Source organism: Candidatus Poriferisodalis sp. (assembly GCF_965204125.1).
Lineage (GTDB): Bacteria > Actinomycetota > Acidimicrobiia > Acidimicrobiales > Poriferisodalaceae > Poriferisodalis.
Genome location: NZ_OZ241968.1, coordinates 2,705,648 through 2,725,212, shown reverse-complemented (window position 1 = coordinate 2,725,212; position 19,565 = coordinate 2,705,648). Strand labels below are relative to the sequence as shown.

General features: G+C 66.9%; 17 protein-coding genes. 7 read left to right on the top strand and 10 right to left on the bottom strand.

Annotation, left to right across the window (positions count from 1 at the left end):
- Positions 1 to 80 precede the first annotated feature (80 nt).
- The 3 genes from ACOGXD_RS12630 to ACOGXD_RS12620 all read right to left on the bottom strand — a co-directional run bounded on the left by ACOGXD_RS12630 (position 81) and on the right by ACOGXD_RS12620 (position 2,080).
- The gene (locus ACOGXD_RS12630; protein WP_419915387.1) at positions 81 to 1,070 is read right to left on the bottom strand and encodes a hypothetical protein; all 990 of its coding nucleotides are present in this window, start codon (positions 1,068 to 1,070) and stop codon (positions 81 to 83) included.
- Positions 1,070 to 1,555 carry an HIT family protein gene (locus tag ACOGXD_RS12625; RefSeq protein WP_419915386.1) on the bottom strand — a complete coding sequence of 162 codons (486 nt, stop codon included), beginning with the start codon at positions 1,553 to 1,555 and terminating at the stop codon, positions 1,070 to 1,072. Before ACOGXD_RS12625 ends, ACOGXD_RS12630 begins: the two co-directional genes overlap by 1 nt.
- A gap of 99 nt (positions 1,556 to 1,654) precedes the next feature.
- Positions 1,655 to 2,080, bottom strand: a complete 426-nt coding sequence (locus ACOGXD_RS12620) for a hypothetical protein (protein ID WP_419915385.1) — start codon at positions 2,078 to 2,080, stop codon at positions 1,655 to 1,657.
- Between the two features lie 101 nt (positions 2,081 to 2,181).
- Here ACOGXD_RS12620 and ACOGXD_RS12615 point away from each other — a divergent pair, with 101 nt between their 5' ends.
- On the top strand, positions 2,182 to 2,781 hold the full coding sequence (locus ACOGXD_RS12615) for an HhH-GPD-type base excision DNA repair protein (RefSeq protein ID WP_419915384.1): 600 nt from the start codon (positions 2,182 to 2,184) through the stop codon (positions 2,779 to 2,781).
- 293 nt (positions 2,782 to 3,074) lie between these two features.
- Positions 3,075 to 4,889: a YfbK domain-containing protein gene (locus ACOGXD_RS12610; RefSeq protein WP_419915383.1), complete on the top strand. Its 1,815-nt coding sequence runs from the start codon at positions 3,075 to 3,077 to the stop codon at positions 4,887 to 4,889.
- A gap of 114 nt (positions 4,890 to 5,003) precedes the next feature.
- On the opposite strand, the gene ACOGXD_RS12605 is transcribed toward ACOGXD_RS12610, so the two are convergent.
- A complete protein-coding gene (locus ACOGXD_RS12605) occupies positions 5,004 to 6,614 on the bottom strand; it encodes an AMP-binding protein (RefSeq protein WP_419915382.1) in 1,611 nt (536 codons plus the stop codon).
- 101 nt (positions 6,615 to 6,715) lie between these two features.
- Between ACOGXD_RS12605 and ACOGXD_RS12600 the strand changes: the two genes are divergently transcribed.
- The gene (locus ACOGXD_RS12600) at positions 6,716 to 7,666 is read left to right on the top strand and encodes a carbohydrate kinase family protein (protein WP_419915381.1); all 951 of its coding nucleotides are present in this window, start codon (positions 6,716 to 6,718) and stop codon (positions 7,664 to 7,666) included.
- Here ACOGXD_RS12600 and ACOGXD_RS12595 read toward each other — a convergent pair.
- Complete coding sequence (locus tag ACOGXD_RS12595; protein WP_419915380.1) at positions 7,659 to 8,525, bottom strand: methyltransferase domain-containing protein; 867 nt, start codon at positions 8,523 to 8,525, stop codon at positions 7,659 to 7,661. The genes ACOGXD_RS12600 and ACOGXD_RS12595 overlap by 8 nt on opposite strands.
- On the opposite strand from ACOGXD_RS12595, the gene ACOGXD_RS12590 reads away from it, so the two are divergent.
- A complete protein-coding gene (locus ACOGXD_RS12590; protein WP_419915379.1) occupies positions 8,524 to 10,962 on the top strand; it encodes a xanthine dehydrogenase family protein molybdopterin-binding subunit in 2,439 nt (812 codons plus the stop codon). The genes ACOGXD_RS12595 and ACOGXD_RS12590 overlap by 2 nt on opposite strands.
- 39 nt (positions 10,963 to 11,001) lie before the next feature.
- Positions 11,002 to 11,889, top strand: coding sequence for a 3-keto-5-aminohexanoate cleavage protein (locus ACOGXD_RS12585; protein ID WP_419915378.1), 888 nt, complete (start codon positions 11,002 to 11,004; stop codon positions 11,887 to 11,889).
- 36 nt (positions 11,890 to 11,925) lie between these two features.
- Here the strand turns inward: ACOGXD_RS12585 and ACOGXD_RS12580 are convergent, their stop codons facing one another.
- On the bottom strand, positions 11,926 to 12,120 hold the full coding sequence (locus tag ACOGXD_RS12580; protein WP_323672500.1) for a ferredoxin: 195 nt from the start codon (positions 12,118 to 12,120) through the stop codon (positions 11,926 to 11,928).
- A gap of 184 nt (positions 12,121 to 12,304) precedes the next feature.
- Here ACOGXD_RS12580 and ACOGXD_RS12575 point away from each other — a divergent pair, with 184 nt between their 5' ends.
- Positions 12,305 to 14,650: a molybdopterin-dependent oxidoreductase gene (locus tag ACOGXD_RS12575; RefSeq protein ID WP_419915377.1), complete on the top strand. Its 2,346-nt coding sequence runs from the start codon at positions 12,305 to 12,307 to the stop codon at positions 14,648 to 14,650.
- 71 nt (positions 14,651 to 14,721) lie between these two features.
- On the opposite strand, the gene ACOGXD_RS12570 is transcribed toward ACOGXD_RS12575, so the two are convergent.
- Together ACOGXD_RS12570 and ACOGXD_RS12565 are read right to left on the bottom strand one after the other, a co-directional pair.
- A complete protein-coding gene (locus tag ACOGXD_RS12570; RefSeq protein ID WP_419915376.1) occupies positions 14,722 to 15,927 on the bottom strand; it encodes a hypothetical protein in 1,206 nt (401 codons plus the stop codon).
- A 103-nt stretch (positions 15,928 to 16,030) separates the two neighbouring features.
- Positions 16,031 to 16,705 carry a hypothetical protein gene (locus ACOGXD_RS12565; protein ID WP_419915375.1) on the bottom strand — a complete coding sequence of 225 codons (675 nt, stop codon included), beginning with the start codon at positions 16,703 to 16,705 and terminating at the stop codon, positions 16,031 to 16,033.
- 159 nt (positions 16,706 to 16,864) lie between these two features.
- On the opposite strand from ACOGXD_RS12565, the gene ACOGXD_RS12560 reads away from it, so the two are divergent.
- Entirely contained in the window at positions 16,865 to 17,035 is a 171-nt protein-coding gene (locus tag ACOGXD_RS12560) for a hypothetical protein (RefSeq protein WP_419915374.1), read from the top strand.
- 60 nt (positions 17,036 to 17,095) lie between these two features.
- Here the strand turns inward: ACOGXD_RS12560 and ACOGXD_RS12555 are convergent, their stop codons facing one another.
- Complete coding sequence (locus tag ACOGXD_RS12555; RefSeq protein WP_419915373.1) at positions 17,096 to 18,262, bottom strand: hypothetical protein; 1,167 nt, start codon at positions 18,260 to 18,262, stop codon at positions 17,096 to 17,098.
- Between the two features lie 154 nt (positions 18,263 to 18,416).
- Entirely contained in the window at positions 18,417 to 19,535 is a 1,119-nt protein-coding gene (locus tag ACOGXD_RS12550; RefSeq protein ID WP_419915372.1) for a hypothetical protein, read from the bottom strand.
- Positions 19,536 to 19,565 lie beyond the last annotated feature (30 nt).

The window sequence follows — 19,565 nt, the reverse complement described above, 5'->3', positions numbered from 1 at the left end:
GGCAATACCGCGGGGTTACCGCTCAGCCGAAGGGCTGCTCGCAGCGCCGCAACAGCCCGCGCCGCAGCGAATCCGGCCGCTCAGTCGCCGTAGTGCAGCAGGCCCTTCTCGCCGGCGCGCATCTCGGCGACGGCACGCTGCGCATCGTCGATCGCGCTTTCCAGCTGGGTGATGACGGCGTCGCGGTCGGAGGTGAACTCCAGCTCATCGATCAGATGCGCCAAGCGATCCTTGCTCCGCCATGCCGCGAACTTGGCCCATTCGGTCCACAGCACCTCTGGGTCGTCGATGCCGATCAGGTCGGACGTGCGGCTCTGCTCGTCGACCGCGGCGCCAGTCGCCACGTAGCCGTTCACCATCGAGATGCGCTCGCACATCTCGTCGAGCGGGCCAGCGCGGTGCACCACCATGTCGCCGTGCAGCGCGACGGCATAACCGGGTCCGGGAAACTCGGGAGCGACCGTCCGCTCAGCCGGAACCTGCTCGCCGGACTCGGCCAGCTCAGCGGCTTCGTGCTTGGTGCCCCCGAACCACTCGAAACGCCCGCCGGCAACCCGCGCCGGGTCGGTCACTGCCAGCACGTAGTCGAGCGGCAGCGTGTCGTGATGCCACTTGTCGATGCCCACATCGATCTGCGACGGCTCGTAGTTGATGTGGCCTAAGTGCACCGGCATCGGGTGCGGGGCGATCTCGATGCTGTAGATCGCTTCGAGATGTGCTGTCACCTCTGGGCTGAGGCACAGGTCCCGCAGCCAGCGTGAGCGGTAACAACCGCCGCGCACGGTCCGTTCGATGCGCTCCCCCGCCGGGCGGGTGAAGCAGCGCAGCCGCCGGGCGGTTTCCAGCATGATTGCCGAGCCCTCGTCGCTCAGCATCCGGAACGGTGACGACAGCGCCACCGGCGTGGCCTTCGTGGCAATCTCGGCGGCGTCATAGCCGAGGTCGGCCAGCATCAGCACCTCAGCCGGCTCTTCGAGCTGCAGATGCCGCTCGGCATCGAACGCCGGCTCGCCCTCTAGCCACTCGTACCCCCGCGGCTGGGCGGTCGGAAACGGAACTGCTTCACCCATCAACGCCTGCCCTGCGAGTTGATCTTGGCGGCAACCGCAGCCAAGTGATCGTCGTCTGCCCGACTGGCTGCGATCTCAGTGGTCACATAGCCGGGATAGGCCTCAAAGTACTGGTCACCACGAGCCGTCGTTCCCGACTCGGGGCTCGGCTGCACGCCAGCAGTCCGATGCAGCGGAATGACCTTGGCATGCAGGTGATCGATCATCATGCCCTCGAACACGACCGCGCAGCGGTCCACGTCGTCATACGCAGCGGCGATCTTGGCGGCAACCCGGCGCGCTGCCTCCAACAGGCCCGCAGCAACATGACCGTCCGCTCGTGCGATGTCGCTAGGAAGACACTCCTTCGTGATCACCACGCTGAACGCTTCGGTATTCGGAAAGACGTCCAGGAACGCCAAGCACTGCTCGTCTTCGTACACCGCATGGCAGGGCTCGGCCCCTGAGGCGATCCGACAGAACACGCAGCCATCCACAAACGGCATTCTGCCCTTCAAGGGCACTCAGCTGGAGCGCAGTGCGCGTTGACCGGGCGGCCGCGGTTCTTGTCTGCGCAGCAACGGATCCGGCTGGACCGTCGGTGGCTATGCGGTTGCTACGGATGCGTGCAATGAGTCCACCCGGTTGACAATCGCCCGGAGGTCCACACGCATCTCGTCGATGCGCCGGTCGATGCCGTCAATGCGCTTGTCCAGCCCCTCGAACCGGTGGTCCACCCCATCGAATCGGGCATCCACGGACTCGAACCGGTGGTCGATTGCATCAAACCGGGCATCTACGGACTCGAACCGGTGGTCGACCGCATCGAAGCGGTAATCGACTGCATCGAACCGGGCATCAACCCGGTCGTTCTGGTCATCGAACCGGATGTTGACGAGATCGACCACACCGTCGATGCGGTCCGTGACTCCCCCGAAGCCCCACTTGATCACTGCCCACACGCCGCCGGCGAACGCGATGGCGATGGGAACGAACACCGACAGCATCGGCCCCACGCTCGACCACTCCATGCCCTGACCATACGCGGAGCCGTGCGCGCCGCAAACTCATTTCCTTTTCCGGCGAACCCACCAACGCCGTCGCCAGTTCCGTCGCAGTAGCGTGCGGCTCCATGGCGAGCAGCGCGGGTGACATTGGGGGGACGCTGGCGGTCACGGGCGACCCGGAGGCCGATCAGCTTGTTCGGGACGATCCGTTTGCACTGCTGCTGGGGATGATGCTCGACCAGCAGATCCCGATGGAATGGGCCTTCAAGGGACCGGCCCGGCTGGCTGAACGGCTGGGCGACCGCTTCTCGCCGGCCGCCATTGCCGAGATGGACCCCGACGAGCTCGAAGCCGCCTTCAAGACCAAACCGGCATTGCATCGCTTTCCCGGATCGATGGCGAAGCGCTGCGGTGAGCTGGCCCGCCACATCGTCGAGCACTACGACGGCGACGCCGGCGCTGTCTGGGCCGATGCGCGCAGCGGCAAGGCGCTGTATGACCGGCTGCGGGCGCTGCCCGGCTACGGCGACGAGAAGGCCAAGATCTTCGTGGCGATCCTGGCCAAGCGCTTCGGCGTGGCGCCCCGCGGCTGGAAAGCCGTGGCCGGCCCGTTCGCCGACCGCCAGCCGCGCTCGGTGGCCGACATCGACGGCCCTGACGCGCTCGCCGAAGTCCGCATCTGGAAAAAGAACCAGAAGGCCGCCGGCAAGTCCAAGCAGGACTGACCGGCTCGCCCGACAGCCGAGCGCCTCGGTGGCGGGCCGAACCGCCCGGAACGGCGCTGGCGCTATCAGCAGCGGTCATCGCGGCCGGGACCTGACTGTGGGCTGTGTGACGAAAGTTGCGCCTGTGTGTCGGGCAGTCGTCGCAATTTGCGTCCCCATGACAAGGCCGTTGCTCCTCTGACATAGGCGGAACGCCCTCGGGTCAACCGGCGTCGAGCCAGCAAGTCGCACATCCCGCAGCACCGCTGCAGAGCCCTGTGCGGCTGAAGGCAACAGACGCAAGGGGGACCGAGATGTTGCACACACGCACTCCGCATCGAACGAAACGAAACCGAGGATTCGCCTGGCGCATTGCTGTCACGCTGCTGGCGCTGTGCTTCGCTGCGGCGGCCTGCACGTCGACTGACGCCGACGACGACAGCGCGGCGACGCCAGACAGCGACGAGATCACGCAGACGACCGCTGCAGCGTCGGAGGACCGGGAGCGACCGGCCGGCGACGATCACACCGACGACGCTGACGAGGGCGCAACGGGAGCGCTCAGCGGCGGCGCGGCAGCAGAGGACATCGAGGCGGCCGTGTCTGGCGAGTCCGACTACATGGACGAAGAGGAGATGTCCGACGATGCCGCTTCGGGCGGCGGCGTCGCTCAATCCGAATCAGTGCAGTCCGCGGCGCCCGAGCACGAGCCATCGGAGCGGCGACGCCCCGCCGAGCCCGACAACTTCGTCGACTACGGCGTGAACCCGTTCGTCGACACCGCCGACGACCCGTTCTCGACGTTCGCGCTCGACGTGGACACAGCCTCGTACACCGTCGCCCGCAACTTCCTCGATGGCGGCCAGCTGCCGCCGTTCGAAGCCGTGCGGGTGGAGGAGTTCGTCAACTACTTCGACGGCGGCTACCCCGACGAGATCGACGAGTTCACGATCAGCGTGGATGCCGCGCCGTCGCCGTTTGCAGACGACGGCGACCTGCTGCTACGGGTGGGCGTGCAGGCACCGCACGTCGTGTCGGACGCCGTGCAGCCCGACAGCATCATCCTGGTGCTCGACAGCTCGGGCTCGATGAACCAGGAAACGGGCACCGGCAACGACCGCACCCGGCGCATCGAGCTGGTCTATGACGCCGTCGACCTGCTGCTCGAAGGCCTCGAACCCGAGACCCGGGTGGGCGTGGTGGCCTATGAGGACCACGCCCGCACCGTCGCGAGGCCGGCCGCAGTCGGCCGCGACCACGACGACCTGATCCGGCGCATCCAGCGAGACGTGCGGCCCGGCGGCAGCACCAACGTCGCCGACGGCCTCGTGACCGGCTTCCGCATGGCCGAGAGCGAAGCCAGCCGGGGACGCCACGTGCTGGTGCTGCTGTTCTCCGACGGCGTCGCCAACGTGGGCGCCACCGAGACCGACCGGATCCTGCGCCAGCTCGGCGAGCGCTCCGACATCGGCCTGTCCACGATCGGCGTCGGGCTGGGCCCGTTCAACGACGAGCTGATGGAGCAGCTCGCCAACCGGGCCGACGGCTCCTACCACTACATCGACGACCACGACGAGGCGTGGCGCCTGCTCGGCGGCGACATCACCTCGTTCGTCTCGGTTGCCGCCCGTGACGCCAAGGTGCAGGTGATCTTCAACCCCGACACCGTGGCCGCCTACCGGCTGATCGGCTTCGAGAACCGCGACGTGGCCGACCGCGACTTCCGCAATGACGCTGTTGACGCCGGCGAGGTCGCCATCGGCCAGAGCGCCACTGCGCTGTACGAGCTGACGCTGGTCGACCCCGACAGCCGCAGCCGTCGCAGCAGCGAGACGCTGGCCAAGGTGACGCTGCGTTACCAGCGGCCCGCCAGCGAGCGGATCACCGAGACATCCGCCACGATCAGGCCCCGCGACAGCCACCGCAGCTTCGGCGACGCCGATCGGCACTTCCGCCTGGCCGCCGTGGCCGCCGAGTTCGCCGAGGTGCTGCGTGACAGCTGGTTCGTGGACGACCTGTCCATGCGCACCCTCAGCAGGGAAGCCGACGCTGTCGCTCGGGATTTCCGGGGCAACGACGACGTGGCCGAGCTGGCCCGGCTGATCGACACCGCCCGGCGGCTGCAGTAGATCGAACCGGTTCGGGCAGTTCCGCCGCCTGGACCGGTCCGGGCGACGCCCCGGCAGCGCTCATCGGCTCAGGAGCGCTGGCCGGGGCGCCGCCGCGCCCGCAGCTAGCGGCGGTCAGCCGCCGAGGCGTTCGGCGGCCAGCTCGCGCAGGTCGGTCTTGAGCACCTTGTTCGACGGGTTCAGCGGCAGCGCCTCGACATTCCAGAAATGGCGGGGCACCTTGTAGTTGGCCATCTGCTCGCGGCACCAGGCCCGCAGCGCATCGGCATCGGGCGCACCGGCCGGCGAAGGCACCACGAATGCGGCGCCGACCTCTCCCAGCCGCTCGTCGGGCACGCCGATGACCGCCACCTGGCCGATCTGGGGATGCTCGGACATGACGTTCTCCACCTCGGCGGGGTACACGTTGAAGCCGCCGTTGATGTACATGTCCTTCTTGCGGTCGGTGATGTCGATGTAGCCGAGCTCGTTCATCACGCAGATGTCGCCGGTGTGCAGCCAGCCGTCGGCATCGATGGTCTTGGCGGTCTGCTCGGGATCGTCGAGGTAGCCCGTGGTGACGCAGTAGCCGCGCACCAGCAGCTCCCCCGGCTCGCCAGCAGTCACGTCGTGACCGTCGTCATCCACCACTCGCAGCTCGATGCCTGCCAGCGCCTTCCCGCTCGTGGAGGCCACCAGCTCCGGCGGGTCGCCGGCCGAGCAGATCGTGGCCAGACCGTGCGTCTCAGTCATGCCGAACGCGGTGATGACCGTCTCGAAACCGAGCCGTTCGCGCATCGCCACCACCGTCTCCACGGGAATCGCCGCCGCTCCGGTGATCGCCGAGCGCAGGCTGGAGGTGTCGTACCGGTCGAGGCCCGCGGAATTGACCATCGACTGGAAGATTGCTGGCGGGCCCGGCAGCACGGTCACTCGTTCGGACTGGATCCGCTCGAGGACAGCCTCAACCTCGAATACGGGATGGGGCAGGATCGTGGCCCCCTTCACGATGCACGGCGTGATCGAGCCGCAGAATCCGAATGCGTGAAAGAACGGGTTGATCACCAGCATCCGATCGCCGGCGCGCATGCCCAGCTCGTCGGCGTACTGGCTGAAGCTGCGGATGATCGACGCCGGTCGGATCATGACCCCCTTGGGCAGCCCGGTCGTGCCCGAGGTGAACATCACCAGTCCGAGGTCGTCGCCCGTGGCGGCGGCTGCGCGCTTCGCAGCTGCTGCGAAGCCGTCGGGAGTGGCTGTGGCCACGAACTCGTCGAACGAGGTGGTGCCCAGCGGCGTGTCGCCGCGCAGGATCACCGTGCGTTCGAGCGAATCAATGGTGTGACCGTCTGAGGCGGCGGCCTCGAGGTCAGCCACGTAGTCGTACCCGAGGAAACCGACCACGGTGAAGAGCAGCTTGACCCTCGCCCGCGACAGCACATACGCGGCCTCGCGGCCCCGGAAACGGGTGTTGACCGGCACGATGACACCGCCGGCGCGCAGCGTGCCCATGGCTGCGACCACCCACTCCCATGCGTTGGGCGCCCACAACCCGACTGCATCGCCAGGTTGGAGACCATTCGCCACCAGCGCTGCCGCGCACGCCTCGGAGCGCTCCGCCAGTTCTGCGAAGGTCATCGACATGTCGCCGTCGCGGATTGCCTCGGAACCGCCGAACAGTCGGGCCGCCCGGTCGACGAGAGCGGGATAGTTGTCGGGAACGGCAACCGGCGTCGCAGCAGACATGGCCGACAGTCTTGCGGGCGCAGCGCCGAGTCGTCATCTGGCTGCGCCCGCGGGCGAGACTGCCGTAGTGGAGGCGTTGGCATGAGGGCGGCACGGCGACTGTGGCGCGGCGGCACGGCAACGGCAGCCGGATGATCGTCTGCTGCGGCGAGGCGCTGGTCGACGTGCTCGACGGAGATGAATCGCGTGCGGTGCCCGGCGGAGGGCCGATGAACGCCGCCATCGCCGCTGCTCGACTGGGGGCACCGAGCGCGTTCGTGGGACGGGTGTCGACTGACGAGGCCGGCCAGCTCATCTGGCGCCACCTGCAGCGCAGCGGCGTCGACCTGCGGGCGTGCGAGCGGGGCGCAGAGCCCACCGCGAAGGCGATCGTCAGCTTGGTGCCGCACCCGTCGTTCCGTTTCGAAGGAGACGACACTGCCGACACGGCCCTCGATGCAGCCGACCTCGCCGCCCTCGGCCACGGGCCTCACATCCTGCACGGCGGCACGCTCGGCATGTTCCGCGGGCGCACCGCCGACGTGCTGGCCTCGCTTGCCGAGCGTCACGACGGCCTCGTCTCGCTCGACCCCAATGTCCGACCCGCGATCGTCGAGGATCGCCACCGGTGGGATCGCTTTCACAAGCGCTGGCTGAGTGTCTGCGACCTCTTCCGGGCCTCCGATGAGGACCTGGCGTGGATCTGGCCCGGGCGTGCCGCCGACGACTGCGCCGCCGAGCTGCTTGCCGGCCGGATCTCGACGGTGATCGTCACCCGCGGCCACCAAGGCGTCACCGTGTACACCGCCGAAGGCCAGCTCGATGTGGCTGCCCCGCCGGTCGACGTCGTGGACACGGTGGGGGCGGGCGATGCGTTCGTGGGCGCCGTGCTGGCTTCGTTGTGGGAGCGGCCCGGCGCCGACCGGACTGCGTTCGCCGCGCTCGACTTGCGGCAATGGCGAGCAATCGCCGAACGTGCGGCCGCAGCCGCCGCAATCACCTGCACCCGTCCGGGCGCAGACCCGCCCGACGACGCCGAGCTAGAGACTGTCCTGGCCGAGTCGCTCAGGTGACCTGCGCCAGCGCCTCGCTGTGAATGAAGTGGAAATAGCCGTCGGGATCGTCGGCCCATGCTCGCCAACCGGCGGCGATCTGTTCCATCTCGTCTGATGTGGCATAGCCGTATTCGACGGCTTGACGAGCGAAGCTCGTGTGCAGGCAGCGATCCGCCCACGAGTAGCCCCAGTTGCGGCGCGTCTCGGGAGTCCAGAACTGCCACACCGACGCCGACATCTGCACATCGGGCAGCCCGGCAGCACGGAACCACGCATACATGTGGCGGCCGGCGTCGGGCTCGGCGTCGTTGTGGCGGCAGACCTGCCGGTACACCTCTCGCCAGCGTGTGATCTCGGTGCTCGAGGGGTAGCCCCGCATGGTCGAGTAGTCGGAGTCGCGCACGGCCACCCAGCCGCCGGCGCGCACCACCCGAGCCATCTCGGAGATCGCGGCCACTGGGTCGGACAGGTGCTGGCAGACCTGATGCGCGTACGCCACGTCGAACGTGCCGTCGTCATAGGGCAGCTCGTACACCGACTCGTTGGCCAGCTTCACGTTGTCGACGCCGGCTTCGGCAACCGTGGCTGCCGCGGTTGCCAGGATCTCATCGGTGACTTCGATGCCGGTGACGTGACCTCGTTCCGCCCAGCGGGCGAGGCCGACGGTGATCGACGCCGGTCCGCAGCCGACATCGAGGATCCGGGCATCGGGCTCGATCACGTGCCGCGCAAAAGCCGCACAGTCCTCAGCGGTACGCCGCGCGTGCTGTGCCACCACCGCAGGCTGATGGCCGTGGGTGTACACGTCGCCGCCGGTCACGGCGGCAGCGTAACGAGCCGGATGGTGCAGCGGCCCGTCGCTAGCCTCGCCGCCCATGGCCGGATCGATCCTGGGCAACGAAGTCCGACGCAGCGAAGACCCCGAGCTGCTTGCCGCTGGAGGTCGCTACGTGTACGACCACTCGGCGGTCGGCATGTGCCACGCGGTGTTCGTCCGCTCCCCCGTGGCCCATGCACGCATCGAGCGCATCGACACCGGCGAGGCACAGCAGGCACCGGGCGTGATCGAGGTGCTCACCGCAGCGGAGCTCGGCGTGGCGCCGCACCATGGCTTCGTCGCTGTGGCCGACGAGTTCGCCCGTCCCCCGCTGGCGGTCGGCAAGGTGCGCTTCGTGGGCGAGGCGGTCACCGTCGTGGTGGCCGAAACCCTGGTGCAAGCAGTCGATGCCGCCGAGCTGGTTGCCGTCGACTACGAACCGCTGCCCGCAGCGCCCGATGCCGAGGCGGCGCTGGCCCCTGGCGCTCCGGCTCTCTTCGACGAGCGGCCCAACAACGTCGCCACCGAGATCACCGACCCGCCCGGCACCGATCCGCTCGACGGCGCCGATCACATCGTGCGGGGCCGCTACGTGAACCAGAAGATCGCAGCGGTGCCGCTCGAGCCGAATTCGTGCGCCGCTGTGCCTGGCGACGACGGCCGGATGACCGTGTATTGCGCCACCCAGATGCCGCACCTCACGAAGATGCAGCTCGCCGGCGCACTCGGCTGGGATGCCGGGCGGCTGCGCGTCATCGCCCCGCACGTCGGCGGCGGCTTCGGCGCCAAGGCCGGCCTGTATCACGAGCACACCGTGGTGGCGGCGTTGGCGGATCGGCTGGGTCGACCGGTCACCTGGACGCCGGGACGCAGCGAGGACATGACCACGCTGGCCCACAGCCGCGCGCAAGTGCAGTATGCCGAGCTCGGCGTGCGGCATGACGGCACGTTCACCGGGCTGCGCGTGCGCCTGGTGGGCGACACCGGCGCCTACCCCAACATCGGAACGATGCTGCCGGCGGGCACGAAGCGCATGTCCAACGGCACGTATGCCTTTCCGTCCATCCGGTTCGACGTGGCCACGGCAGTCACCAACACGACGCCCACCGGCGCATACCGGGGTGCTGGGCGACCCGAGGCAGCTGCCCTGCTCGAACGGCTGGTCGATCAGGCCGCCATCGAGACCGGCATCGATCCCATCGAGATCCGGCTGCGCAACTTCATCTCGCCCGACGCCTTCCCCTTCGACACGCTCACCGGCGTCACCTATGACAGCGGCGATTACGCCCTGCCCCTGCGGCGTGCCGTTGAGCTCGCCGGCTACGACGATCTGCGGGCCGAACAGCGCGCCCGGCGCGAGCGCGGCGACGTGCGCCAGCTCGGCATCGGCATCGCCAGCTTCGTCGAGATCACTGCCGGCGGTCTGACCAGCGAGTTCGCGGCGGTGCGCATCGAACCCGACGGCGGTGCCACCATCCGCGTCGGCACCAGCGCACACGGGCAGGGTCATCACACGACATTCGCCCAGATCGTGTCGGCCCGCACCGGCATCGATGTGGAGCACATCGGCTTCATCCAGTCCGACACCGATCTCGTGCCCCGCGGCGGCGGCACCGGCGGCTCCCGCTCGGTTCAGGTCGGCGGCTCGGCCGTCGCCAACGCCACCGACGTGCTCATCGATCGAGCCCAGCGGTTAGCGGCGCACCTGCTCGAGGCCAGCGTCGACGACATCGTGCTCGATGCCGCGGTGGGCACGTTCAGCGTGGCCGGCGTGCCGGCCCGATCCGTCGACTGGGCACAGCTGGCCACGGCGGCCGACGATGCCCCGGACGGGCTGCTCGGTGACCCGACCGCAGCCGAGAGCACTGCGGCCGAACGGGGCGAGCCCATCGACCCGGGCCTCGCAGCGCAGCTCGACTTCGACCAGGGCGAGGCCAGCTTCCCCTTCGGCGCGCACATCGCGGTGGTGGAGGTCGACACCGACACGGGCGAAATCCATTACCTGCGCCACATCGCGGTCGACGACGCCGGCACGGTGATCAACCCGCTGCTGCTTGCCGGCCAGCAGCACGGCGGCATCGCCCAGGGCGCTGCGCAGACGCTGTACGAGGAAGTGGTGTTCGACGCCGACGGCAACCCGCAGACCGGCACGCTGATGACCTACCTGTTCCCGTCGGCGGCCGAGTTCCCCAGCTTCGAGGTGCACAGCACCCAGACTCCCTCGCCGCTCAACCCGCTGGGAGCGAAGGGCATCGGCGAGGCCAGCACGATCGGGTCGACACCGGCGCTGCAGAATGCCGTCATCGATGCCGTGGCGCATCTCGGCGTCCGGCATATCGACATGCCGATGAGCCCCCAGCGTGTGTGGGAGGCAATCGAGGCGGCCAGAGCCGGCAGCCCGATGGATTCGTGGCGGGAGCCACCCGAGATCTTTGCCGCCATGGCGGCCGGGCAGGAAGTCGACCCGGAAGGGCTTGCGGCGGCCGAAGGCATCTGAGCAGGCCGGTCAGCCGGACGGGCTGTGAGACAATTTGCGATGCCTGACGTCTTCATCACCTGTGCTGTGACCGGTGCTGGTGACACTGTCGGCAAGTCCGACAAGGTGCCATACACGCCTGCCGACATCGCCCAGAACGTGATCGACGCCGCCGAGGCAGGCGCTGCGATCTGCCATGTGCACGTGCGCGATCCGATCACCGGTGACGGAGGCCGCGACGTCGACTGTTACCGCGAGGTGGTGGAGCGCGTGCGGGCATCGAGCACAGATGTCGTGCTGAACCTCACAGCCGGCATGGGCGGCGACTTCGTGATCGGGTCGGTGGAGCAACCGCTGCCGCCTGACCCGGTGCGATCCGACATGGCAGGCGCCACCGAGCGTCTCGCCCACGTTCGCGAGCTGCTGCCGGAGATCTGCACGCTCGACTGCGGCACGATGAACTTCGGCGAAGGCAACTACGTGGCCACCAACACCCACGACACGCTCATGGAGATGGCCCGCCAGATCCAGGCGCTCGGCGTGCGCCCTGAGATCGAGGCCTTCGACACCGGCCAGCTGTGGGAGGCCAGATCGCTGGTGGAAGCCGGAGTCATCGGAGCACCGGTCATGGTGCAGCTGTGCATGGGCATCCGCTGGGGCGCGCCGCCGGACCTGAACACGTTCATGGCGATGGTCAACAACGTGCCCGACGACTGGACGTTCTCGGCGTTCGCACTGGGACGCGACCAGCTTCCGTATGTGGCCCTGGCCGCGGTTGCGGGCGGCAACGCCCGGGTCGGGCTCGAGGACAACCTGTACCTCGAACGCGGGCGGCTGGCGACAAACGCCGATCTGACTGCCCGGGCGAAGCAGATCCTTGAGGCTATGAACTACCGGGTCATCGGCCCCGAAGAAGTCCGCGACAAGCTCGAGCTGAAGCGGCGCTGAGGTACGTGCCGCCGCGCACGGGACGCGTCGGCGGGGTTATTCCTCGATCAATACCGCGTATTCGGGGCAGTTCGCCGCAGCCAGACGAGCCTTGTCTTCCATGCCTGCGGGCACCTCGCCGTCGCCGGCCGCAGTGGCGTAGCCGTAGTCGTCGACGTCGAACAGCTCCGGCGCGAGCGAGTAGCAGCGGTTGTGACCTTGGCACTTGTCGGCATCCACACTGATCCGCACGAGTGTTCCTTCCTGCAGGCCGCTAGGGCCAAGTGTTGGCGGGGCGCGGCGGTGCCCCTGTGGGCCAGAAGCTAGCGCGCCAGTGCGTCGCGCCCGGCGTGCGAAGCGACACCCAATTCCGGCAGCGAGCCAGTCTGCGCCGTAGCCTTGCGATGTCTGCGCCCGCATACGCCAAGGGGATGCCATGTCCGACGCCAACGCCCGACTTGCCGCACTTCGAGCCAAGCGCTCTGGGGACCAAGCCGCTCCGGCGGCGACCAACGGCGCCGAGGAGGACCCGACGAAGGTCTGGCACAAGACCGCCTGCGTGCTGTGCTCCAACAACTGCGGCATCGAGGTGCGGCTGGACGGTCGCAAGATCACCCGTGTGCGCGGCGACAAGGAGCACCCCGCCTCGAAGGGCTACACCTGCGAGAAGGCCCTGCGGATCGACTACTACCAGAACGGGCGCGACCGCATCAGCAGCCCACTGCGTCGCAGGGAAGACGGCACCTTCGAGGAGGTGCCGTGGGATGTTGCGATCGCCGAAGTCGCCGAGCGTCTGACCGGCATCCGTGACTCGGTCGGCGGCGACAAGATCCTGTACTACGGCGGCGGCGGGCAGGGCAATCATTTTCCTGGCGCCTATGCCCGTGGCGTGCTGCAGACGTTGGGCGTCAAGTACCGCTCGAATGCGCTGGCGCAAGAGAAGACCGGCATGTTCTGGGCGCAGGGCAAGATGTTCGGCAGGCAGAACCTGGGCGCCATGGGCGATTTCGAGCACACCGACTGCGCGGTGTTCATTGGCAAGAACCCCTGGCAGAGCCACGGTTTCCCCGAGTCGCGCAACGAGCTCAACAAGATCCGCAACGACGACGAGCGCAAGCTCGTGGTGATGGACCCGCGGGTGTCCGAGACCGCAGCGATGGCCGATCATCACCTGCGGGTGCGCCCCGGCACCGATGCGTGGGCCTTGGCGGCGCTGCTGGCGATCATGGTCGAGGAGGGGCTGACCGACGAGCAATTCCTCGCGGAGCAGTGCACCGGCTGGGATGAGCTGCGCGACCTGATCTCGGGCGCCGACATCGCCGACTGCGCTCGCAAGTGCGGCATCGACGAGGCTGAGCTGCGGGCCGCCGCACGCACGATGGGCACCGCCAAGTCGCTGTCCACCGAGGAAGACCTCGGCATCGAGATGGCGCCCCACTCCACGCTCAATTCGTGGCTGCAGCGGCTGCTGTACCTGGTGACCGGCAACTTCGCCAAGCCGGGCGGCATGAACCTGCCGCTGCGGCTCGCCCCGATCTGCGGGCACTCTGGCGAGGGCGAGACCGACCCCGTCACCGGCAACGCCATGCTGTCGGGCCTCGTCGCCTGCGCCGCGATTCCCGACTGCATCGACACCGATCACCCGAACCGGTTCCGGGGGATGATCGTGGAGTCGGCGAATCCGCTGCACACGCTGCCCGACTCGAAGCGGTTCCGTGAGGCCTTCGCCAAGCTGGAGTGCCTGGTGGTGATCGACGTGGCGATGACCGAGACGGCTCGGGCGGCCGACTACGTGCTGCCGGCCTGCTCGCAGTACGAGAAGCCGGAGGCCACGTTCTTCGCTGGGGAGATGCCAGCGAACTACTTCCAGGTGCGCCACCCGATCCTCGAGCCGCTGGGCGAGTCGCTGCCCGAGGCCGAGATCCACAGCCGGCTGGTGGCCGCGATGGGTGGGCGCCCCGCGGGCACCGACGGGCTGGCCGATGCGGCCCAGCAGGGCCGTGAGGCGTTCATCGAGGCGCTGGGGCAGGCGTCGACGTCGGATCCTGACGTGGGGGCCAAGCTGCCGGTCGTGCTGTACGACTCGCTGGGTCCGACGCTGGGCAACATGGCGCCCGCGGCGATCATGTTCGGCTCTGCCATGCAGGCTTCGATGCGCTACCCCGACGAGGTGCGGGCCGCGGGCGTCGAGGGTGAGGGGCTGGAGCTGGCCAGCAACCTGTTCGACAAGCTCGTCGACTCGCCGTCGGGAATGATCTACAGCGTCAGCGAGTACTCCCAGACGTGGGACCGCATCGCGCACCCCGACGGCAAAATCCACCTGTTCATCGAAGAGCTCGAGGACGAATTCCGGTCGCTGGCTGATGAGGAACCGGCCATCGGGCAGGATCGCTTCCCGTTCGTGCTCTCGGCGGGCGAGCGCCGGTCGTCCAACGCCAACGACGTGATCCGTGATCCCGAGTGGCGCAAGAAGGACAAGGCCGGCTCGCTGCGGATCAATCCCGACGACGCCACCACGCTCGGCGTCGTAGACGGGGATCGGGTGCGGATCGTCTCCAAGCGCGGCGAGGCCGAAGCACCTGCGGAGGTCACCGACACGGTCATGGCCGGCCACGTGACGCTTCCCCACGGGTTCGGCACCGAGTATCCCGACGAGGACGGCGAGCACAAGATCCACGGCGTGGCCGTCAACGAGCTCACCGACATCGAAGACCGCGACTGGCTGTCACTCACCCCGCACCACAAACACGTCCGGGTAGCCCTAGAACCCGTCGCCGGCTGAACCACCGCCGCTTCTTTGCGAGGGCCATCACAGCCACTCGACGAACTCGTCCGACGAGTTGGGCCTGCGAGCTAGGCGACGTCGGCAGCGAAGAGAACTACGACGTCGCTACCCCAAGACAGACCTGCCAATTCGGTCATTTCGCGCATGAGCCGCTGGTGGTCCTTCGCTGACCAATGAACATGCAGGTACCACTCGGGATACTGCGGAATCTGTCGGTAGTACTTGCTGCGATCCGTTTGCAAGACGGGGTCAGAGGCTCTAACCGCTCGAGGATTCTTCATGCCCGGCTTGGCGCGTGCTGCCAGTTCATTCAGCAGGCCGCCATTCCAGCTCTCCAGCTCCGACGCAAGTAGCAGGTGAACCCGTACGAACTCGAGTACCTCGTGCTCTCTACCCCGAATCCGAATGCCACTCAATTTGCCGGACCCCGGTGTCGGCTTGGGAGGTGCGCCATCTGGAGACGGCTTGCCGGGCGTGTGGCCGGCCAACTGCTTGAGCCATCTCGTCACTGTGGCCTTCATCCCCGACGTCAAGTTTGCAGGGGCAGCTTGCAACCACTTGGCCACATCGCCCTGCTGTGCCGTCACCGGGACTTTGGCTGCCAGCATGCGCAGGAATTCCTCGGCATCTCGCGTACCAGGACGAGAGCCGACATTCTCCTCCACCCTTTCGATCAGCAGATCCCGCAGAATCTCATCCGGTCCGCGGAGCAATTCCTCCCAGGCGGAATCCAGACCACCCTTACCGATCTCGCGATGTTTGACCTGCTCCAAGCGCGCCTCTGCGGCCTTGCGGGCAGCCCCGGACAGCACCTCACTTCGCTCAAGGAATGTTCGGAGATCTCTCGCCACACCACGAAACTCACTTGACTCGGTCAACTTGCAGCGCGTGAACCGACGTTCAACTGGTTCGCCCTCCGCCATGCTCAGGTACAAGTCCCATGTGTCGCCATCAGTGAGGACCAACAGCGGCACACCCTTGTTGTTCGCGTAGCGAAACAGCTGATCCTCCGCCTTGGGACTGAGCACACCTGGTCGCTTCACTTCGACAAAGACCAGCGGCTTGCCGAGAGGACCGATGAGTGCTTCGTCAACCCGACCGTTGTCGACCGGATACTCCATTTGCCACTGTCGAGGATCGGCGTCATCCCAACCCAGTTCACGCAGAATTGGCCGGACTACGGATGCCTGCACAGCCGCCTCGCTCACCACGAGACCGGAGGCAAGCGCGTCTCGCGCCTTCGCGAGTGCATCTTCCAGCCCGCTTGAGCTCACTGCTCGATCCTCCCAGCACGCCGACAATCGCTCGGCGTCGGGAAAGATCGTAGATCAGGCTTGATCTGTCTCGACCATGTTGAACTGCATCATCTCGCGAACGTTACGGGCGGATTGAGAGAACTCCCGGCGTTCGGCTCGCCGTCTCGGCCCAGTCTCGGGTCTCGGTGCAGATCCAGCCCATGACTTCCAGCAGGTGCTGATGCTCACGGGCGAGGTCCCAGCGGTGGATGGGTTCGTGGTGCGCAATCCGGTTACGCAGAGCGTGAAGGCACCGCATTCGGCGCGCTACATCGATGCGGACCAGGCGAGCATCGTTGCCGGAAGGATGCCCGGGAAACACCGCTACAAGGCAAGGCACCCACATCGACGTGTGATACGGGGCCTCGCACAGGAAGCGCCAGAATCCAGAGTTCAGTTCGGCGATCACACGGCCATGTGCCTCGCCGCGGCGCCCGTCACGCGTGGCGCGTTGCCGAGCAGCTTGGATATCGGTTCGTGCGCGCGAGGTGCGCCGACTGGGGAACAAGTGCGACTGCCGATACCAAGGTGCGTGCCAGGCCTCGACTGCGCCATGACGGACGAGCGCCTGGTCGACGGTGTTGCGAAACACGACTTCAAGCCGCCCGAGGTCCTCGTAGAGCGCCGCTGCCGCTCCGAGGTTCCAGTCGTATAGCGCAATGGCTGCTTGGGCGTCGCCAGCGACTGCACTCAGGTACGAGCCGAGCCGACCACGTGTGAGGCGATCGGCGAGGAGGTCGGCGTCTGGCGTTGACATGTAAGCCGGGGAGCGTATGGTCGTCTGCGAAGACCCCGGAACCGTCCCTGCTACGGCAAACGGCCGGGGTTACGCCTTTTCGCAGGCAGTTCTCGCCCTATCGCTCTCGGCGAGCCAATGCCGGCCGTGAAACGCCAATAGCGTGATCCGTGATCACGAGTGGCGCAAGAAGGACAAGGCTCGCTGCGGATCAACCCCGAGGGGGACGGCGAGCACAAGATCCACGGTGTGGCCGTCAACGAGCTCACCGACATCGAAGACCGCGAATGGCTCTCACTCACCCCGCGCCACAAGCACGTCCGGGTAGCCCTAGAACCCGCCACCGGCTGAGCCGGCGCTTGCCACTCTGTCGTCAATCAAACGGCACCGCTGTTACCGGCTGATCGGGGCTCAAGCAGATCCGCGGCGTATGAGCCGTACGCCTTCGTCGACGTCCCAAGGCAGGCCCGATATCTGGGCCATGACCCTCATCCTCCGAGCCTGCTCATCCGTCTTGAGGTTCACGTAGATCCACCACTCGGGAAACCCGTCGACTGGTCGGTACCGCCTCTCACTGACTTGGCGCCGCAGCGAGTCGTCCAGCATGTCGTCTCGCACCGCAGCCGTTCCCTTGTACGCGGCAGGGGCGGCTTCGTCGCGGTATCGCTCCATGAAGTCTGTATTCCGCCGCTGCAATGCGCCCGCCAGCAAGGCCATTGCCGCTTGCCCGTTTCCGGTGTCGTATCGAACGTCGCCGACCACCAACCCGACGATCCGACCCGTCCCGACTGCAGCGTCCCGCCCAGCAGTGGGTCCCGGCTGCGCTTGATCGGCTGCCGCTGCAGTGTTCATCGAATGGGCGGCAGGCGGGCGGGTGCCACTTGCAGCTGCGACAGTGGCACCAGCCTGACGACGCAGAAAGTCCTCTGCGTCCCTTGGCTCGGGCCGAGCACCCACGTCTTCTTCCACCTTTTCGATCAGCATGTCTCGGAGCATTTCGTCCGGTTCAGCCAGCAACGCTGCCCATGCCGGCACAAGCCCACCTTTACCGATCTTTCGGTCCTTGATCTGTTTCAAGCGCGCACTGGCCGCATCGTGGGCGGCTCCAGCTGTCACCGCGGTCCGACCGACGAACGCTCTCAAGTCGTCGGCAACTCTGCCGAGGTCGCTCGACTCGGTCAAGGTGTGGTGAGCAAATCGCCGTTCAGTCGGTTCGCCCGCCGCCATGCTCAGGTACAAGTCCCATGTGTCTCCGTCTGTGAGCACGAGAATCGGCACGCCCTTGTTGGCCGCATAGCGGAACAACTGGTCTTCTGCCCTGACGCTGAGATTGCCCTGTTTCTTGGCTTCCACGAAGACGAGTGCCGAACCGCCTGATCCGAAGAGTGCATCGTCGACCCTGCCGTTGTCCACCGGGCATTCGACGAGCCACTGTGTCGGGTCGGCGGGATCCCAGCCCAAGGCCTGCAGCATCGGCGAAATCACCGCAGCACGAACCTGTGCCTCGTTCTGAAGCACTCGAGAACTCAGCACCTCGCGTGACCTCGCGAGTGCGTCTTCCAGCCCGCTTGAGCTCACTGCTCGATCCTCCCAGCACACCGACAATCGCTCGGCATCGCGGGAGATGGTAGATCAGGCGTGATCTATCTCGATCATGTCGAACTACACCATCTCGCGAGCATCACGGGCGGCTTGCGGACATTTTCGGCGCTTGGTTCACCATCTCGTCCCATCAGAACCAGTCGAGGCACTCAACCAGCGCATCTACGAGGTCCTGCTTGCTTCGCCTGCCTGGCTGGACCTGCAGACGCTTCGCGAATTGTCGAAGTTCCGCCATTGACATGGCTTCGAGATACGTCTGCTCATCGTCGTGTTCCTCGGCGGCTTCACGGATCTCGTTGGCAGCAGTCGCCCAACCGTCGTAGGTGCGCTGTGCAGCCAGCACGAATTCAACGATCTGGCTCGAATCACCCGACGCCGGGTCGGACTCTGCGGGCTCGTCCAGCTCCCACTCCTCAGTCCACCATTCGACGACATCGGACATCTCCTCCGGCGATAGGTGTTCGAGTTCGTCCTCGGTGTAGTCCGTTCGGGGCAGGTCGTCTGGGAACAACTCATCGTATGTGTACGGCCGCAGTGAGGTTGGCGTCGGGTCGCCGTCCAGGAGCGCGAGGGCGCCCTGTTCGCGAAGAAAATCAGTGAGTTCTGCTGCCGGGGGCCGTTTACCGACATCTCGATCGACCTTGTCGGCTATCAGCGACCGCAGAGACTTGTCGCCCGCCTCCAGCAACGCCCGCCACGCGGCCGCCATGTCGCGTCGCCTCTTGCCGCGTGCTGTCTCTCGCTTCAACCGCGCGCGGGCGGCACGTAGGGAGTCGCCTTGGAGCATGGCGTCCCGGCTGAGATACGTACGGAGATCGGAAGCCACCAGCTCGATATCGACGGGCTCTGTCAGGGTCAGCCGCAGGAAGCGACGCTCTGCCGGCGGCCCTGGAGCCCGGCGCAGGTAGAAGTCCCACGTCTCGCCGTCGGTGAGCAGCAGGATCGGCACCTCTCGATACCTGGCGTAGCGAAAGATCTGCCTCAGCGCCTTGTAGTGGCGGGTCGCATCCTTCAGATGACCTTGCTTCTTGGCCTCGACGAAGACCAACGGGTTGCCAAACTCGTCGAGGAGCGCTTCGTCGACCCGTCCGTAGTCAGTCTTGAACTCGGCTCGCAGATGCGACGAATCAGCGTCGTCCCATCCCAAGCTGCGCAAGATGGGGCGCACAACCTTGACTTGCACGTTCGTCTCAAGCCCCAGATTTCCGGGCGACAACTCCGTGCGCGCTTTGGCAAGTACGTCTTCCAACCCCACTGATCCTCCCGGAATTCCGCCGAC

Bases quoted from the DNA above. Each gene is read 5' to 3' on its own strand.
- ACOGXD_RS12630 (WP_419915387.1), bottom strand. From the start codon at position 1,070: ATGGGTGAAGCAGTTCCGTTTCCGACCGCCCAGCCGCGGGGGTACGAG.
- ACOGXD_RS12625 (WP_419915386.1), bottom strand. From the start codon at position 1,555: ATGCCGTTTGTGGATGGCTGCGTGTTCTGTCGGATCGCCTCAGGGGCC.
- ACOGXD_RS12620 (WP_419915385.1), bottom strand. From the start codon at position 2,080: ATGGAGTGGTCGAGCGTGGGGCCGATGCTGTCGGTGTTCGTTCCCATC.
- ACOGXD_RS12615 (WP_419915384.1), top strand. From the start codon at position 2,182: ATGGCGAGCAGCGCGGGTGACATTGGGGGGACGCTGGCGGTCACGGGC.
- ACOGXD_RS12610 (WP_419915383.1), top strand. From the start codon at position 3,075: ATGTTGCACACACGCACTCCGCATCGAACGAAACGAAACCGAGGATTC.
- ACOGXD_RS12605 (WP_419915382.1), bottom strand. From the start codon at position 6,614: ATGTCTGCTGCGACGCCGGTTGCCGTTCCCGACAACTATCCCGCTCTC.
- ACOGXD_RS12590 (WP_419915379.1), top strand. From the start codon at position 8,524: ATGGCCGGATCGATCCTGGGCAACGAAGTCCGACGCAGCGAAGACCCC.
- ACOGXD_RS12595 (WP_419915380.1), bottom strand. From the start codon at position 8,525: ATGGGCGGCGAGGCTAGCGACGGGCCGCTGCACCATCCGGCTCGTTAC.
- ACOGXD_RS12585 (WP_419915378.1), top strand. From the start codon at position 11,002: ATGCCTGACGTCTTCATCACCTGTGCTGTGACCGGTGCTGGTGACACT.
- ACOGXD_RS12575 (WP_419915377.1), top strand. From the start codon at position 12,305: ATGTCCGACGCCAACGCCCGACTTGCCGCACTTCGAGCCAAGCGCTCT.
- ACOGXD_RS12565 (WP_419915375.1), bottom strand. From the start codon at position 16,705: ATGTCAACGCCAGACGCCGACCTCCTCGCCGATCGCCTCACACGTGGT.